The following is a 16,101-nucleotide window of genomic DNA, read 5'->3' as shown; positions in this document are numbered from 1 at the left end:
TGGCTTGCCTACATTGCAAGAGGCACCTGTTTTCAGGTGCCTAGTGTGTAGATTAACGACCTTCGCGGCGTAATGCGCTAGAGGTAAACTCATTGTCGTTTAATGTTTTTGAGAAGTCATACATTTTTTCTTGGTTATCTAAACCAATCGCTAAATAACGACGTGAATTTAAGTCGTGGTATACATCTAGCGTACTCCAATGCGTAGGTACTTCGTAGTAGTTCAAGCCATGCGACATTGCAACACGATACATTTGATCGCGATTATCATAAATATCGGCTACATGAACTTGCCAGCTATCCTCGTCAATATAAAACACACGCTTTTTATAAATATGACGCGTGCCTTCTTTAAGGTTCGCTTCTACAACCCATACTCTGTGCTTTTCATAGCGCACATGCTCAGGGTTAATATGACCCGCTTGTAAAATATCATCGTAGGTTAACTTGTCGCTATGAAGCTTATAACTATTGTACGGAATATAAAGCTCTTGCTTCCCTTTTAATGTCCAGTTATAGCGATTTGGTGAACCATTAAACATATCAAAATCATCGGTTGTACGTAAGCTATCTGCTGCAGTACCCGGTGCATCATAGGCTACGTTTGGCGCACGACGAACACGACGTTGACCTGAGTTGTAGGTCCATGCTTGACGGGGCGTTAAGATTTGGTCCATTGTTTCATGAACAAGCAATGCGGTACCAGCAAGACGAGCAGGTTCTGTTACCTTTTGCTTAAACTTAAACAGAATATTTGATTCTTGAAGTTGTTCAGGTGTCGATTTTGGATTTGAGTATTCAACTAACAACTGTTCATCAAAACCTACATAATTATACGAGCCTGATGCCGTCGGTGCTGCTTGTCCAGCATAACGCTCTACGGCTAAACCACGAAAACGTAATAGGTGATTCCAAATTGCTTCTAAGCCGTCTTTAGGAATTGGGAATGGCACGCCTACTGCCGTGTTCTTAATACCATTACCGCCTTCAACTAACTCAGCCGTAGTCGCGTATTTTTTAGTAGCATCGTATACAAACTGAGGATACGAAGCACTGCGACGGGTTGGATAAATGTTCATTTTAAATGTGTCAGGGTATGTATTGAATAACTCAATTTGACCAGGACTCAAGAGATCTTTGTATTTATCGACGTTCGACTTATCGATGGTGAATAATACCTTGTCATCTGCAAACGGATCAGGGTGATGCATACCCGGTTTGTAATCTGCAGGAGGCGTTGTAATACCGCCTGTCCATTCAGGGATAGATCCATCTTTGTTTGCCGATTTTTCTGCACCAATGGGTGTTAAATCTGTACCTAAACGTGCCGCTTCATCAGCGGTAATTTTTGCAAGCACACTGCTGCTTGCAAAAACGCTACAAAACGCTGCAGCAATGAGGGTAGGTTTTCTAATAATCATAATTTACCCTTAAATTGAATATTTAATATTGAAAGAAACATAATCGCGGTCAGAGAAAGTATTCGTCGCACCACCACCCCAGAATGAGTTGTAGCTAAAGTCGAATGACCACGCATTTTGATAGTTAAAGTTCATCGTCACGCCCAGTGACTTACGATCTTCAACAAACAGGAACATCGGATCAGGTGTAATACCATTCACGTCGTGTGAAAACACGAAACGTGGTGAGAAATTCACCCCGTTAAAGACATTAAAGTAATCACCTTTTGCGATTAAGCGATAACCCCATGCAGACGCAGTTGGGAATGGGTTTGTCTCAGGGCCGTTTGAAATACCGAGGTGGAGTGTCGAATAATCATCACCTAATGGGCCTTGCATGATACCGCTTCGACCCGTACCCGCAACATTCAAGCGTAACTCATCGTATTCCGGCATATCATTAATACGAACACCGCCAATTTCACCCACAACAGCCCAACTATCAGCACCAAGAGACGGGCCAAATAAATGGGTAGCAGTAAACTGAAGCTGAGCTGTATTACGAAGAATATAGCCTTGTGCAACTTCACCAGGACCAACGACACTGGTCGCATCGCCTAAGCTCATTTGCGAAATACCTGCAAAATCAGGACGAATACCCGCAACAGCTAATTGCTCAGGCATACCAGCGTATAATAATTCAACATCATCTATTTGCAGTGGCTCATCTTGACGGAAGGCAAATTCGCCTGCAAGCGCGGTCTCACCCACGGTTGTATTAAAGCTTAAACCGTATAGCTTAATATCTTCAGGGTACTCTAATTGCCCTTTAGTGAATGCTTGAAGACTTGTAACATTATCTTCTGTTATTTCAGAAGTTAATAACATACCAATATCAGCAGTCAATGCTGGCGATGTAAAGTTAGATACTTGACCAGAAATAACAGGTCGGCGGCTGTGATAGTTAATGTGGTAAAGGGCGACTTCTGTATCGTTTAGTTCAGGTAAGTACATACCTAAACGTAAACCGTATTGTCCACCATCATCAGGCTCATTTTTACCCGCATCCCCCTTGCCTTTTAAAGCAACTTTGGTCGGGAATGCCAGGTACATTTGTGCCATCATTGCTCGCCCTTGCGGCGATGTAGGATCGATACCTTGCGAGCGCACAATATCATCTAAACTATTTAAGCTGTCTGTTAAGAAAGCTAAATCGATATCAGGGTTTGATGTAAAACCAAGCTGGATATTTTGTTGGTAGCCATTTTCAGACGCGAAATCATTCGTTGAAAAATAAGTACCTGCAGCAGGAAGGCGCGTTTCGTGCCATTCATACTGATAAAAACCTTCAAGGGTAATATTATCGGTAATACCTAATGAAGCCCATAGCATACCAACGGGTATGAATGCTTCTTTTAACTCCGCACCTGGCGCTTTCAAACGGTCAATATCAACCGGGTTTACGTTGATACCGTGAGAAATTAAGGTACTTTCACCCCAGTTAACGACCTGCTGACCTAAGCGAATAGACAGCGGGTTTCGACCTTCGTTAAGGTCAAAGTTCGCCCAGACGTACGCGTCAAGTAAGCGTAAATCGGCACATACTTGCTCTTTGGTGTCGTCATCATCACAGGGGTCAACTTTCTTACCTGATGTTGGGTTACTATACGCAAAGTCACCATCCATCAACGCGAAATCATAAAAGTACATGAAACGGGTAAAAAGACCGTAATTATCTTTACTAATCGATAACTCGTGGTTGCCTTTTAACAGCTTTGAAAAAGAATCACCACTGTCGAAGTTAAGGTTACCAGCATCGCCATTATTTGAATAAGCGCCTGGCTGCTTCCATACATCAGAAGAAGAGTAAATAGGATTTAAAGCAGGATGATAGCCCGACCAATCAAATGATGGGTTATTACTTTTACCTATAATTGCAAAGTCACGGTCTTCGACTCGAATACTCTGCCCATATGAAAAGCTAGAGTCAAAACGTACGTCAAAATCACCTAATTGAAAAGTGGCCGCGTGCAAAGCTGTGCTTGAGAGTCCCAGAGTCGCCGCCGCGAATCCCAAAGCTATTTTGTTTTTAACAAAAAGCGATCTTTTTATCATTGTGTTCATCCCCCTGTAACGGGTTGTTTTGTGATCAAATTGTTGTTTTTAGAATCTTTCTAACGATAGAAGCGAAATAGTAAAAATACAATATAGAACGCGTTCAATCGGTTAATATTTATTTAAAAATGTGACGTTTACGTATTGGTAAGACGTCATACCAGATAATTTATACACGTAAATTAACAATAGAACAAATTGAATTAACAAAAATATAATAAGATTATTTTATAGGAGGGAGAAAAATGTGGCTAATTTTTGGGTAAATTAGCACACTTTGTCGTATGACAGCTTTAAGGCTATTTGGCGTTTTAATTCACTTTTTCAAGCTTTAAAAACTGATTATCAGCGCCCAGCGTGAGTCTAAAACGCCCTCTTATCCCTAATGATGAAATAAAAGGACGTAAATGCTTGGCAGCAAAACGAATTGTTTTGCCACCATCTTCTGTTACCTGTATTGAAGTATATTTACCATGATAGTAATCAAGGCATTCTGCATAACTTAAATACAAAGAAAAAAAGTATTCAGTCATTAACCTACTAACGCTTTCTCAACTTTTTCAAATAAATCATCACTTAGGCTCTCTAATGATGCCAAACGTTGCAATTGTGCTTTGATTGCCTGCGAACGGTCGTGATCATAACGTTTCCATGCCATAAATGGTGTTAACATACGTGATGCATTTTGCGGGTTAATATCATTGAGCTTAATAAGCAAATCACCCAATAATTGATACCCTTTGCCGTCTGCACGATGAAATTGTGTAGTATTAAAATGACTAAAGCTGCCGACCAATGCTCTGACACGGTTTGGATTACCAAAATCAAAACTTGGGTGATCATACAACTGCTTAATGTCTTCAATGCAGGTTGCTGACTCTTTCATTGCCTGCAATGCAAACCATTTGTCCATTACAAGTACATCATGTCGCCATTTAGCATCAAATTCATTGAGCAAATCATCACAGCGAGGGTGATTCGCTTTTACAACCGCACTTAGCGCAGCTAACACATTTGTCATGTTAGAGCTGGCCACGGCTTCGTCAATAAAGTCATTCACGTCTTGCTGTTCAGTTTTTGCTAAATAGTGCAAACAGACCTGTTTAAGTGCCCTAACGGCAACAGCCTCGGCAGATGTTGTGCCATCATCGTGTAATGCCTTATAACACGCAATCAATGAGTCCGATAAGTCAGTCGCAATGTGTAGTTCAAATGCATTCATTACTGAAACAATGTCATCAACGGGGATCACTGCATATTCAGCCGCAATCGTGTCATAGCTTGGTAATTTTAATAGCTCTGCAATCAGTGCCAAATCCCCTGCTCGTTCTGTAATTAATACGTTAAGAGCAGAAATGATGTCGGGTGATAAACATGCATTACCCGATGATAGTGCGGCTTTAATTTCGTTGGTAAATAATCGTTGCTGTGCATCCCATCGCGAAAAATCACTTCGTGCAAAACGCATAATATGGAGCAAATCAGCGGTGCTGCTAGTTTGGTCAACAATACAAGGAGCAGAAAAATCTTCCAGAAGCACTGCAACAGGCGGCTCTATAACATTTTCAAACACAAAGGTGTGTTGTTTTTCAGTTATATTAAGCACAGAATCTTGCATCTGATTATTAATCGTTAACGGCACTGATTGACCAGCAGGGTCAAGTAGTTCAATCGCAAACGGAATATGTAACAACGCATTATTAGGTTGATTATCTGGCGCAAATTGCTCAATGGTCAGTGTAAAGGTTTGATTAGCATGATCAAAATATTGATCTACTTTTAATCTTGGAGTACCCGCTTGATTGTACCAACGCTTAAACTGCTGCAAGTCAATTTCAGAAGCATCACTCATGGCTGCAACAAAGTCATCACAGGTAACGGCTTGACCATCGTGCCGTTGGAAGTAAAGCGCCATACCTTGCTGAAACTTTTCTTCGCCTAATATCGTGTGCATCATACGAATAACTTCTGCGCCCTTGTCATACACTGTCACAGTGTAAAAGTTATTCATTTCAATAACTTTTTCTGGGCGAATTGGGTGCGCCATAGGCCCTGCATCTTCGCTAAACTGATGAGTTCGCATTACTTTTACAGCATCAATACGGTTTAGGGCACGAGATCCCAAATCACTACTAAACTCTTGGTCTCTAAATACGGTTAAACCTTCTTTCAAAGACAACTGAAACCAGTCTCGACAAGTAACGCGATTGCCCGTCCAGTTATGAAAATATTCATGCCCAACAATAGACTCAATCGTGTGGTAATCTTTATCGGTGGCGGTTTCTTGATTCGCTAACACACATTTAGAGTTGAAGATGTTTAATCCTTTATTTTCCATCGCCCCCATATTGAAGAAATCGACGGCAACAATCATGTATATATCTAAGTCGTATTCAAGATTGAAACGTTCTTCATCCCACTGCATTGATTTTTTTAACGATGTCATTGCATGCGGGGTTTTTGGTAAATTACCTTTATCAACAAATAAGGCCAACTCAACATTACGGCCTGATTTCGTTGTGTACTGGTCACGTAACACATCAAAATCACCTGCAACTAATGCAAACAAGTAACTTGGTTTTTTAAATGGATCCTGCCATTTGACAAAGTGGCGACCATCATCGAGTGTGCCTGCATCAATCTGATTACCGTTAGACAATAAATGCGTGTATTTTTGCTCAGCAATGATCGTAACATCAAAACTTGCCAATACATCTGGGCGGTCCAAGTAATAAGTGATTTTTCTAAAACCTTCAGCTTCACATTGCGTGCAATACGCGCCCCCTGATAAATACAGGCCTTCGAGGGAAGTGTTTGTTTGAGGATCGATATGGTTGACAATTTTTAAAATAAAATTAGCAGGTAAATTGTGGATGATGAGTGCCTCATCCTCAAGCGTATAGTCACTGTACTCTTGCTCATCTACATGCAGTGAGATAAGTGTTAAATCAACACCATCAAGCACTAAATCAGCCCCCGTTTCGTCCACACGGTTAATCGTCATTGTTGAGTGTACGACGGTTTTTAAGGGCGCTAATTCAAAGCGTAAATCGATATGTTGTATTGAAAAATGAGGGGCTTGGTAATCTTTTAAATATTGAGCTTGAGGTTTACTCGTTGCAGACATCATTGACTCCAAATGGCCCTGTTTAACAGGGCCTAACATGAATTATTCAGCGCTGGTTTGTTTAACGTGCTTTGGTTCGATACGTAAAATTTTAATACCTAAATATGCGTAAACAACAGCGAGTACTGGATTAATTAAATTAAAGAAAGCGTAAAGTGCATAATCAAATGGGTTAATTAATAAAACGCTTTGCATGTATGCACCACACGTATTCCATGGGATCAGCGGGCTTGTAATGGTGCCACCGTCTTCTAAAGTACGTGATAAATTCACCGGTTTTAAACCGCGTTTTTCATATTCATCTTTAAACATACGTCCTGGTACAACAATAGCAATGTATTGATCTGCCGCCACTGCATTGGTACCGATACAAGTCGCAATTGTCGCTGTTATAAGTGAGCCGGTGCTTTTCGCTATTTTCAATATGCTTTTTACAAACATATCTAGCAAGCCAGTTTTCTCCATAATGGCGCCAAACATCAATGCGGTCATAATTAGCCAAGTTGTGTTTAACATTCCGGCCATACCGCCGCCACTGAGCAATGAATCCATTTTTTCGTCGCCCGTATCGATGCTAAAGCCATCAAAAAATGTTGTCCATACTAGCTTGAAATAGCCAATTAACTGCCCTTGTGACGTATCGATTTGACTATTAATTAAATCTGATTGAAACAACATAGCCCAAATAGCACCCAGTACTGCACCAATTGAAATAGCTGGAAATGCCGGCATTTTTCTTATTGCAAGAATAAGCAACACGACTAATGGCACGAGCATTTCAAGCCCGATATTAAAGTTGCTTTCTAACAGGTTAATGATTTCATCAATTCGGCCTGCTTCTGCTGAACCACCTGCATTAAAGCCCATAAAAATAAAAATAATTAAGGCAATAATAAAGCTAGGCACCGTGGTCCAAAGCATATGATGAATATGCTCAAACAGATCGGCTCCGGCAACCGCAGGGGCTAAGTTTGTTGTTTCCGACAGTGGGCTTAACTTATCACCAAAGTACGCGCCTGAAATAACAGCACCGGCAGTCACTACCTGCTCAAGTCCTAACCCCGTTGCAACACCTAATAATGCCACACCGATGGTAGCAGCTGTCGTCCATGAGCTACCAATACTCATCGCAACAATGCCACAAATTAAACAACTAGCCGCATAGAACCAACTTGGATTGATAATTTGTAAACCATAGTAAATTAAGGTGGGTACTGTTCCAGATAGCAGCCATGTGCCAATCAATGCGCCTACCATTAACAGTATAATAATGGCACCTAATGATAAGGTGATCCCTTCAATCATCGCTTGTTCGAGCTTTTTCCAGGTATAGCCGTTTTTTAGACCGATTAAGGCAGCAGTAAAAGTAGCAAAGAGTAAGGCTATTTGATTTGGCCCCGATGATGAGTTATCACCGAATAAATAAACAGCTGCACCCAATAGGCACACGAGAACAGTAATGGGGATCAAGGCATCTAAAAAACTGGCCTGTTTGATCGGCTTCTCTTCAATTGAATTCAAAAGATAGTCTCCTACACGTCTTATGTGGCGTGTTTAATTATTATTGTTTGATTGTCTAAAGAACGCCTTGGATTAATGTTTATTAATTAGACCACGAACATTTTAGACAGCCAGATTAATCAATTATAACAAGATGCCCCGTTTTGGGCAGTAAAAAAGGCGCCTAAGCGCCTTTTAATTAACCAATTATAGGTATTTATTTTTTCGCGAGCCGACCATACTTAATATAGTCTTGCGTAATTAACGCGGCTTCTTCTAAGAAAGGGTCGAGATCATCAAGCGTATCAGGTAAATCATCTAGGCTTTCCACTGGTTTGTGACCTAATCGAACTAATCGTTCATTAGCACGCTCAAGCGCACGCTCTTCGCCTTCGTCTTTCTCTTTGATACGTGTTGCTTCAACAAGTGAAATTGTTTTTCGATCTTTCTCTTCTTGATAACGTTTAATATCATCGAACACATAACCAAATTCAGGCTCATTGGCAATACGCGCATCATGTAATTTATTGACATAAGCAATCGCAGGCTTCAAATCGTCAACTGAATTATATTTAGCGCGAATGATGCTGTCCCAAGGTAATGCATTGTCTTGCTGACTTTCGCCCCAGTCTGCTGGGTCAATCGCTGAGGGGAATGACACATCGGGAATCACCCCTTTATGCTGCGTGCTTCCGCCATTAATACGATAAAATTTTGCAATTGTGTATTGTACGCTGCCAAGTGGGTGATCATATAAATCATACGCACGGCCCAGCGGTTTGTGCTGTTGTACTGTACCTTTACCAAACGTTTGCTCACCAATCACAATAGCACGGCCATAGTCTTGCATCGCTGCTGCAAATATTTCAGAGGCTGATGCACTGTAACGGTCAACTAAAACGGTTAATGGGCCATCATAAAAAGTGACACCATCGCGGTCTTTTTGCTCTTCGATACGGTTGTTTAACGTATGAATTTGTACGACTGGACCTTGATCAATAAACAGGCCTGACAATTGCGTCGCTTCATACAATGAACCGCCGCCGTTTTGGCGTAAATCGATTATGATGCCATCTACTTTCGCTTCTTTTAATTTCGCAATTTCAACTTTTACGTCTTGCGATAAATTATTGTAGAAACCTGGGATTTCTATCACACCGATTTTACTTGTTAAATCTGAGTATTTCGCTTCAAATACTTCTGATTTAGCAGCACGGTCTTCTAAACGAATTTTATCACGGGTTATCTCAACAACTTTCGGAGTACCATGAGCATCCGCCCCTTTTAGATACTGTAAGCGAACTTTAGTACCTTTAGGGCCTTTGATTAAGTCAACCACGTCATCAAGACGCCAGCCAATAACATCAACAAAGTCTTCGCCCTCTTGAGCAACACCTATAATGCGGTCATCGGCTTTAATTTGTTCAGATTTGTCAGCGGGACCACCCGGAACTAGGCTTCGGATCACGGTATAATCTTCATCATAACTTAATACTGCGCCAATACCTTCAAGTTCAAGGTCCATGTCCATTTTGAACTGTTCAGCACGACGGGGTGATAAGTAAGATGTGTGTGCTTCAATACTACGTGCAAACGAATTCATTACAATTTGAAATGCATCTTCACTGTTTGTCTGCACTAAGCGTTTTTGCGCATTGTGGTAACGCTTGGTTAAGACCTCTTTTATGCCTTGCCAATCTTTACCGGTCATTTTTAAACGCAACGCATCGTATTTAACGCGCTGACGCCACAATTCATCAAGCTCAGCTTGAGTCGTTGCCCACTTAGCGTCTTCGCGGTCAAACATATATTCATCTGCTTTATCGAACTTCATTTCATTTTCAAGTAACGATAAAGAATAATCATAACGCTCAAAACGACGCTTTAAGCTCAGATTAAAAATATCAAAGGCAAACCCAAGTTTCCCTGAAGAGAGCGCATTATCGAACTGGTCTTTATATTGTTCGAAAGAAGCAATATCAGACGCTAAAAACACACTTTTATTAAAATCGAGGGATTCGATATAACGATCAAATATCTGTTCAGATAATTCATCGTTAAAGCGAATGGGTTTGTAGTGTGCACGAGTAAATAAGTTTGTCACCCGTTTGCTTGCTGTACTATGTTGGCTTTCTTGCTTGAGTACTGGTAAATCTTCTGCAGTTAAATTATCTGTAGAAGCCAATAATGAACCTGAAAACAGGGCAGCGACTAACGGAATGAGCGTAAACTTTTTACTCATACACAACTCCTTTATTTTTTACAGCTATTAAATGATATACAGGCTGTCTGCTTTGGTCTTAACTTGCATTCCTGTTACTAACTCAACGTGAACTTCATCTTTATTCACTTCAGTAATAACTGCGTTTACAAGTGCTTGGCCAAGTTTAACTTTAACCTTGCTATTAACCTTGACCTCTGAGGCAGGTAATGGTTCAACTTTTCCTGAACGTTTTGCAGGAGCAGCTTTAGCTGGTTTAGTGTTAACTCTAGCGCCTTTATCGCCTGTTTTGGCATGCGAACCCGCATTCTTTTTGTAAGATTTTGTGTCTGCATCTTTACGTGGTGGACGCTGGGCTTTTTTGCGTTTAGCCATTTTTGCGCGGCTTTCTTCTAACGCTTTTTGAGCGTGCTCAATGTGCTCTTGTTCCACTTTTTCATCTTGATTACCATCAAGGTCAATACGGAACTCAGACTTTGTCACGGCTTCTAAATAGCGCCAGTTTGAGGTGTACTTTCTTAACGCTTGACGAACCTGAGTTTTACTTACTTTCTCAGAGCCTTCAATGCGCTCAGCGATATCTTTAAAGATACCCACTTTAAGCGGCTGAATGCCGTCTTTTTGTTTAAAACATTGTGGAAATTCTTGGTATAAGAAATCCAATACTTCATTAATATCTTTTAGCTTGTTTGTGGTTTCCATGTTAGAACCTTTTATTACATCTTTTCATCGAGCGATGAATCGACATAGTGTGTTACCCAGTCGGTTAACTCTTCGAAGTCCGCTTCAATAAGCGCTAAATCACCGCGAAGGTGTTCCCAAATACCATTTATAATTTCATCAATTGATTCACAGTCTAAGTCATCTGGAAGACGATCCCAAGCCATATGAATCAAGTCGTTGAGCCTTTCAGCTGCAACTTCTTCTTCCCCTTCCCAATCACCAACATCGTGAATGGCAAAAAGGTAATCTTGCACATTTAGCAGATCTTTCATTTCAGATTTGCCTCAAAGCATTTTACCAATGCTTCTAAACCAGCTTGATCATCAGTATCGAATCGACCGATGCTCGGACTATCGATATCAAGCACGGCAAACACGTGACCATCTTTGAAGATTGGTACAACAATTTCAGAGTTTGATGCTGCATCACAAGCAATATGACCTGCAAAAGCGTGAACATCTTCAACTAATTGTGTTTCTTGTGTTTGTGCCGCAGTCCCACATACCCCTTTTCCAACTGGAATACGGATACACGCAGGATTACCTTGAAACGGCCCTAGCACTAATTCTTCTGGCGAATCCAGTAAATAAAAGCCCGCCCAATTTATATCCTCTAATGAGGTAAATAACAACGCACTAATATTCGCCATATTAGCTATGACATTGGGTTCACCAGCGATCAGCGATTCAGTTTGTTTAACTAATGACTGGTAAAAATCTTGCTTTTGCATACCAAACTACTTCTTATTAAACATACAGTAGCTAAAGGTACTCTTTGTAGGCGATAAATGAAACCTTTTAAGGGCAAAAAAAAACATTTTGCCCTTAATTTCAGTCAGCTTGATTAAATATTCTGCTATTGATGAGATGTTTGAGATGGTAGACCCTGTCGCAAGCCAAATAAAAATAATCCTGCGGCCAATGCAGACATAATTGCATTTACAATAAACGCCATACCTGATGTCGCACTTAGCAAGTAACTAAAAATAGCACCCCCGAGTAAACCCAAAGTAAGAACGCCTGAATAGTTTACTTTTGCGTACTTGTACATAAGCAGATAACCAGGCACAACAAATGCTGCCATTGTAAGGCCAACAATATGTGCATTTGCAATCGCGTTCATAAATAAATTGAAAAAGATACGCCAGCCATTTCCTTCTAGCGTCAATGCGTAATACACACCGAGTACACAGCCAATAATGACGGGTGATAATAATGAAAGTCCTACACTCTTTGCTAAACGATGTTTCATAAATTCCCTAATTTCACAAAGATAATACGAGAAGTATTAAGCATGGACTAACTCGGTAGAATACGAAATATCGACCATAGTCGTAATTTAAAAACAGCAGAAACAAAAAAGCCGCTGAATTAGATTCAGCGGCTTTTATAATGGTGGAGAGATAGGGATTTGAACCCTAGAGGGGCTACAAACCCCTGCCGGTTTTCAAGACCGGTGCATTCGACCACTCTGCCATCTCTCCGAGTGCGGAAAAACTACTCGCTTTCGCCAGTAGTAAAAATAATGGTGGAGAGATAGGGATTTGAACCCTAGAGGGGCTACAAACCCCTGCCGGTTTTCAAGACCGGTGCATTCGACCACTCTGCCATCTCTCCGACGGCGTGCATAATAGATAAGGCAGCTTAGTTTGTGAAGCTTTTTTTTCAAAAAACTGTTTAAGTGATTAAAAAACAACTAAATCGTTCAGCAAAAACACAATGCGAGCCAAATTGTGAACAATCTGAACTTTTTTATTATTTATCGTGTCTATTGATCTACAAAGGTTTGCCCAAATATATAACTCTTGATAGGCTTAGTTCAGTTTAACTATTGGAACTAACGAACATATCAGTTCATTTAAGGAGCTCTAACAATGGCGTTTAATCAATCGTACAATACCGCTAGACCGGTTATGTCGACCATTGAAACAAATAAAGTACTAAAAAACACGTATTTTTTACTTGCTATGACGCTGGCTTTCAGTGCCATTACTGCAGGTATTTCAATGGCAATGAACCTACCTTACTTTATGGGTATAGTATTTAGCTTAGTTGCGTTTGGTGTGCTTTTTGTGGTGCATAAAAAGGCAGACAGCGCATCGGGTGTTGCATGGGTATTTGTTTTTACAGGGTTGATGGGAGCAGGCTTAGGTCCGATCCTTAACTACTACGCAGCAATGCCAAATGGTCCAATGCTTATTATGCAAGCACTGGGTTCAACCGCACTTATTTTCTTTGGTTTATCGGCGTATGCGCTAACGACCAAAAAAGATTTCTCATTTATGGGCGGCTTTTTAACCGTAGGCTTAATCGTTGTTATCATTGCAAGCTTAGTCAATTTATTCATCGGCAGCTCAATCACGTTTATGGTGATAAATGCAGCAGTTGTGTTAATTATGTCGGGTTTAATCTTGTTCGACACAAGCCGCATTATTAACGGCGGTGAAACAAACTACATTCGTGCCACCGTTGCACTGTACTTAAACGTGTATAACCTATTCACTTCGCTTCTACATCTACTTGGCGCAAGTGATGACTAATTAAATAGTTCTGTTAAAATAGCCCCTTTCTAGGGGCTTTTTTATTGGATGCGTTTTGGCACAATTTGTACTTTCACTTCACACCGCACCGACCGATCATGACTGTACGCAACGGCTGATTAAATTTACACAGGCTTGCCTTGATGCAGGGCACACAATTTCAGCTGTTTTTTTGTATCAAGCAGGTGTGTATCACGCCAGTCAACATTTAGAACTCGCCAGTGACGAGTTACCTGTTAGTCGTTTATGGCAAGAACTCAACGCTAAAAGTATCCCACTTTTACTGTGTGTTACCGCGGCAGAAAAGCGTGGTTTAGACATCGAAAATACAGGGGTATTCACCGTCGCAGGTCTGGCCGAGTTTGCTATGCTCGCTGCGGATGCTGATAAATGGGTGCAATTTAAATGAAGAACATTTTAGTAATTAGCCAACATGGCCCGTTTGACGATCAGCATATGCGTGAATCACTCGACACCACACTGATATTTGCTGCCATTGAGCAAAATATTAGTTGGTTACTCAGTGGCGATGCTGTACTGGCACTCAAAAAACACCAAAAACCTGAAGTATTGGGAATTAAAAACTATTTTAAAACCATTAAAACGCTTGAGTTATATGATGTTGAAAACATTTACGTTTGCGAAAAATCACTGATGGATTTTAATTTAACCAAAGATAATTTAATTATTGATGTAAAAGTCGCTAATTTTGAGCAGCAGCGCCTCTTAATAAGTCAGCAGCACCAGGTGGTGACTCTATGAGTACCTTGCATATCTTTTCAAAACCTTTGTCGCACTACTGCACCAATGCACTTGAAAATTTAATCAGCAGTGATGACACTGTGCTGCTTGTCGGTGATGCTTGCTACAACATTAAACAGTACAGACAATTTTCTGCTGCTTTGCATTTATTAAAAGAAGATGCCACTGCGCGTGCCATTACGCTTAGCGAATATGATGTCGATATTGACTACAACCAGTTTGTTGAACTGACTTTAACTAGCCAAAACACTATCACGTGGTAAACCATGCTCGAATTTAATAACAAACAAATAGACACTGATAAACAAGGTTATTTACTCAACAGCGCAGATTGGAGTGAAGCACTGGCTCCTATAATTGCTGAGCAAGAAAACATAACCCTGACTGCACAGCATTGGGAAGTCGTGCATTTTGTTCGTGACTTTTATTTAGAATACAACACCAGTCCAGCTATTCGTATGCTAGTAAAAGCAATGGCACAAAAACTCGGCGAAGAAAAAGGCAACAGCATGTATCTATATAAGCTGTTTCCAAAAGGCCCTGCGAAGCAAGCTACAAAAATTGCAGGTTTACCAAAGCCAGCAAGGTGTATTTAATGGCACACAAACCTACGAGTAAACCGCGTCGCAGTAATGGACGACGTTATTCAAGACCCACAGTAAAACGTGAAGTAAAAGAACCCTTAAGCCCAGAGCAACGCAAAGTTGTGCTGTTCAATAAGCCATTTGATGTATTGTGCCAGTTTACGGATGATCAAAATCGTAAAACTCTGGCTGATTTTATAAACATCAAAGACGTTTATGCTGCAGGTCGCCTCGACAGAGACAGCGAGGGCCTATTGCTACTCACCAATTGTGGAAAATTACAGCACACATTGACTGAGCCACATAAAAAGACCGCTAAAACTTACTGGGTGCAAGTCGAAGGCGATGTTACCGACGAAGCCATTTATGCGCTCAATAAAGGTATAGAGCTTAAAGATGGCATGACCAAACCAGCCAAAGTTAAACGCATTGATGAACCGACCTTGTGGCCTCGAACACCACCGGTAAGAGAGCGTAAAAACATTCCGACTAGTTGGCTTGAAATCTCAATAACTGAAGGACGAAATCGTCAAGTAAGGCGCATGACAGCCCATGTTGGTTTCCCGACCTTAAGACTTATCCGTTACAGCATTGGCAAATATACCCTTGCAGGATTAGCAAGTGGCGAATATAAAGTAGTGGATAACCCAGATGCATAAACCTCATGTCACTGTTGCCGCTATCGTTACCTGTCAAAACAAGTTTTTACTGGTAAAAGAGCGTGATAAACACACAGGCGAAATTTGTTACAATCAACCTGCAGGGCATTTAGAAGCACACGAGACCGTGAGCGAAGCAGCAAGTCGTGAACTATACGAAGAAACGGGTTTAACGCTCTCCCCTTCACATCTTGTGGGTATTTATAATCTGCATGCCACAAATGGTGTACACTACATGCGATTTAGTTTTGCGTTTAGTTGCGCTGAGCAGCTCCCCCCTTCACCTATTGATAGCGATATTATAAGCGCTCACTGGTTCAGCTTAGACGCCATAAAAGAGCTGCCACTCAGAAGCCCTCTGGTTTTAAAGTGTATTGAAGATCATCTCGCAGGACATGCCTATCCACTGAGCCTGATTTACCAATAACGACGCGTGTTATTTACCAATAATGACGATTGTTTTGATTAACAC

The 16,101-nt window shown here is 40.9% G+C and carries 17 protein-coding genes and 2 tRNA genes; 7 read left to right on the top strand and 12 right to left on the bottom strand.

Annotation, left to right across the window (positions count from 1 at the left end):
- Positions 1-52 precede the first annotated feature (52 nt).
- The 12 genes from GZH31_RS07455 to GZH31_RS07400 all read right to left on the bottom strand — a co-directional run bounded on the left by GZH31_RS07455 (position 53) and on the right by GZH31_RS07400 (position 12,701).
- Positions 53-1,417 carry a DUF1329 domain-containing protein gene (locus GZH31_RS07455; RefSeq protein ID WP_065979990.1) on the bottom strand — a complete coding sequence of 455 codons (1,365 nt, stop codon included), beginning with the start codon at positions 1,415-1,417 and terminating at the stop codon, positions 53-55.
- A 12-nt stretch (positions 1,418-1,429) separates the two neighbouring features.
- Positions 1,430-3,514: a DUF1302 domain-containing protein gene (locus GZH31_RS07450; RefSeq protein ID WP_118844222.1), complete on the bottom strand. Its 2,085-nt coding sequence runs from the start codon at positions 3,512-3,514 to the stop codon at positions 1,430-1,432.
- 311 nt (positions 3,515-3,825) lie between these two features.
- Positions 3,826-4,047 carry a DUF2835 family protein gene (locus GZH31_RS07445; protein ID WP_118844221.1) on the bottom strand — a complete coding sequence of 74 codons (222 nt, stop codon included), beginning with the start codon at positions 4,045-4,047 and terminating at the stop codon, positions 3,826-3,828.
- On the bottom strand, positions 4,047-6,641 hold the full coding sequence (gene pepN / locus GZH31_RS07440) for an aminopeptidase N (protein ID WP_118844220.1): 2,595 nt from the start codon (positions 6,639-6,641) through the stop codon (positions 4,047-4,049). The genes GZH31_RS07445 and pepN overlap by 1 nt, the downstream gene beginning before the upstream one ends.
- A gap of 42 nt (positions 6,642-6,683) precedes the next feature.
- The gene (gene nhaC / locus GZH31_RS07435) at positions 6,684-8,162 is read right to left on the bottom strand and encodes a Na+/H+ antiporter NhaC (protein ID WP_065979868.1); all 1,479 of its coding nucleotides are present in this window, start codon (positions 8,160-8,162) and stop codon (positions 6,684-6,686) included.
- Positions 8,163-8,358: 196 nt separating this feature from the next.
- Entirely contained in the window at positions 8,359-10,383 is a 2,025-nt protein-coding gene (gene prc, locus GZH31_RS07430) for a carboxy terminal-processing peptidase (protein ID WP_036968705.1), read from the bottom strand.
- 27 nt (positions 10,384-10,410) lie between these two features.
- On the bottom strand, positions 10,411-11,064 hold the full coding sequence (proQ, locus tag GZH31_RS07425) for an RNA chaperone ProQ (protein WP_036968708.1): 654 nt from the start codon (positions 11,062-11,064) through the stop codon (positions 10,411-10,413).
- Positions 11,065-11,078: 14 nt separating this feature from the next.
- Complete coding sequence (locus GZH31_RS07420) at positions 11,079-11,357, bottom strand: hypothetical protein (protein WP_036968711.1); 279 nt, start codon at positions 11,355-11,357, stop codon at positions 11,079-11,081.
- Positions 11,354-11,815, bottom strand: coding sequence for a GAF domain-containing protein (locus GZH31_RS07415; protein WP_036968713.1), 462 nt, complete (start codon positions 11,813-11,815; stop codon positions 11,354-11,356). Before GZH31_RS07415 ends, GZH31_RS07420 begins: the two co-directional genes overlap by 4 nt.
- Before the next feature lie 125 nt (positions 11,816-11,940).
- Entirely contained in the window at positions 11,941-12,336 is a 396-nt protein-coding gene (locus GZH31_RS07410; RefSeq protein ID WP_036968716.1) for a hypothetical protein, read from the bottom strand.
- A gap of 141 nt (positions 12,337-12,477) precedes the next feature.
- Positions 12,478-12,568 (bottom strand) — tRNA-Ser (locus GZH31_RS07405).
- Positions 12,569-12,610: 42 nt separating this feature from the next.
- Positions 12,611-12,701 (bottom strand) — tRNA-Ser (locus GZH31_RS07400).
- Between the two features lie 257 nt (positions 12,702-12,958).
- Between GZH31_RS07400 and GZH31_RS07395 the strand changes: the two genes are divergently transcribed.
- The 7 genes from GZH31_RS07395 to GZH31_RS07365 are packed head-to-tail and all read left to right on the top strand — an operon-like array spanning position 12,959 to position 16,056.
- On the top strand, positions 12,959-13,624 hold the full coding sequence (locus GZH31_RS07395; RefSeq protein WP_036968718.1) for a Bax inhibitor-1/YccA family protein: 666 nt from the start codon (positions 12,959-12,961) through the stop codon (positions 13,622-13,624).
- Between the two features lie 55 nt (positions 13,625-13,679).
- Positions 13,680-14,033, top strand: coding sequence for a sulfurtransferase complex subunit TusD (tusD, locus tag GZH31_RS07390; protein ID WP_036968721.1), 354 nt, complete (start codon positions 13,680-13,682; stop codon positions 14,031-14,033).
- Positions 14,030-14,386, top strand: a complete 357-nt coding sequence (gene tusC, locus GZH31_RS07385; RefSeq protein ID WP_074988264.1) for a sulfurtransferase complex subunit TusC — start codon at positions 14,030-14,032, stop codon at positions 14,384-14,386. The genes tusD and tusC overlap by 4 nt, the downstream gene beginning before the upstream one ends.
- Complete coding sequence (gene tusB / locus GZH31_RS07380) at positions 14,383-14,649, top strand: sulfurtransferase complex subunit TusB (protein ID WP_065979864.1); 267 nt, start codon at positions 14,383-14,385, stop codon at positions 14,647-14,649. The genes tusC and tusB overlap by 4 nt, the downstream gene beginning before the upstream one ends.
- Positions 14,650-14,652: 3 nt before the next feature.
- Positions 14,653-14,982: a sulfurtransferase TusE gene (gene tusE / locus GZH31_RS07375; RefSeq protein ID WP_036968729.1), complete on the top strand. Its 330-nt coding sequence runs from the start codon at positions 14,653-14,655 to the stop codon at positions 14,980-14,982.
- The gene (locus tag GZH31_RS07370; protein WP_074988265.1) at positions 14,982-15,629 is read left to right on the top strand and encodes an rRNA large subunit pseudouridine synthase E; all 648 of its coding nucleotides are present in this window, start codon (positions 14,982-14,984) and stop codon (positions 15,627-15,629) included. The genes tusE and GZH31_RS07370 overlap by 1 nt, the downstream gene beginning before the upstream one ends.
- On the top strand, positions 15,622-16,056 hold the full coding sequence (locus GZH31_RS07365) for an NUDIX hydrolase (protein WP_036968734.1): 435 nt from the start codon (positions 15,622-15,624) through the stop codon (positions 16,054-16,056). The genes GZH31_RS07370 and GZH31_RS07365 overlap by 8 nt, the downstream gene beginning before the upstream one ends.
- The last annotated feature ends 45 nt before the right edge of the window (positions 16,057-16,101 follow it).

It is taken from the genome of Pseudoalteromonas sp. JSTW (assembly GCF_013423925.1).
GTDB lineage: Bacteria > Pseudomonadota > Gammaproteobacteria > Enterobacterales > Alteromonadaceae > Pseudoalteromonas > Pseudoalteromonas lipolytica.
This window is presented reverse-complemented; position numbering and strand designations above follow the sequence as displayed.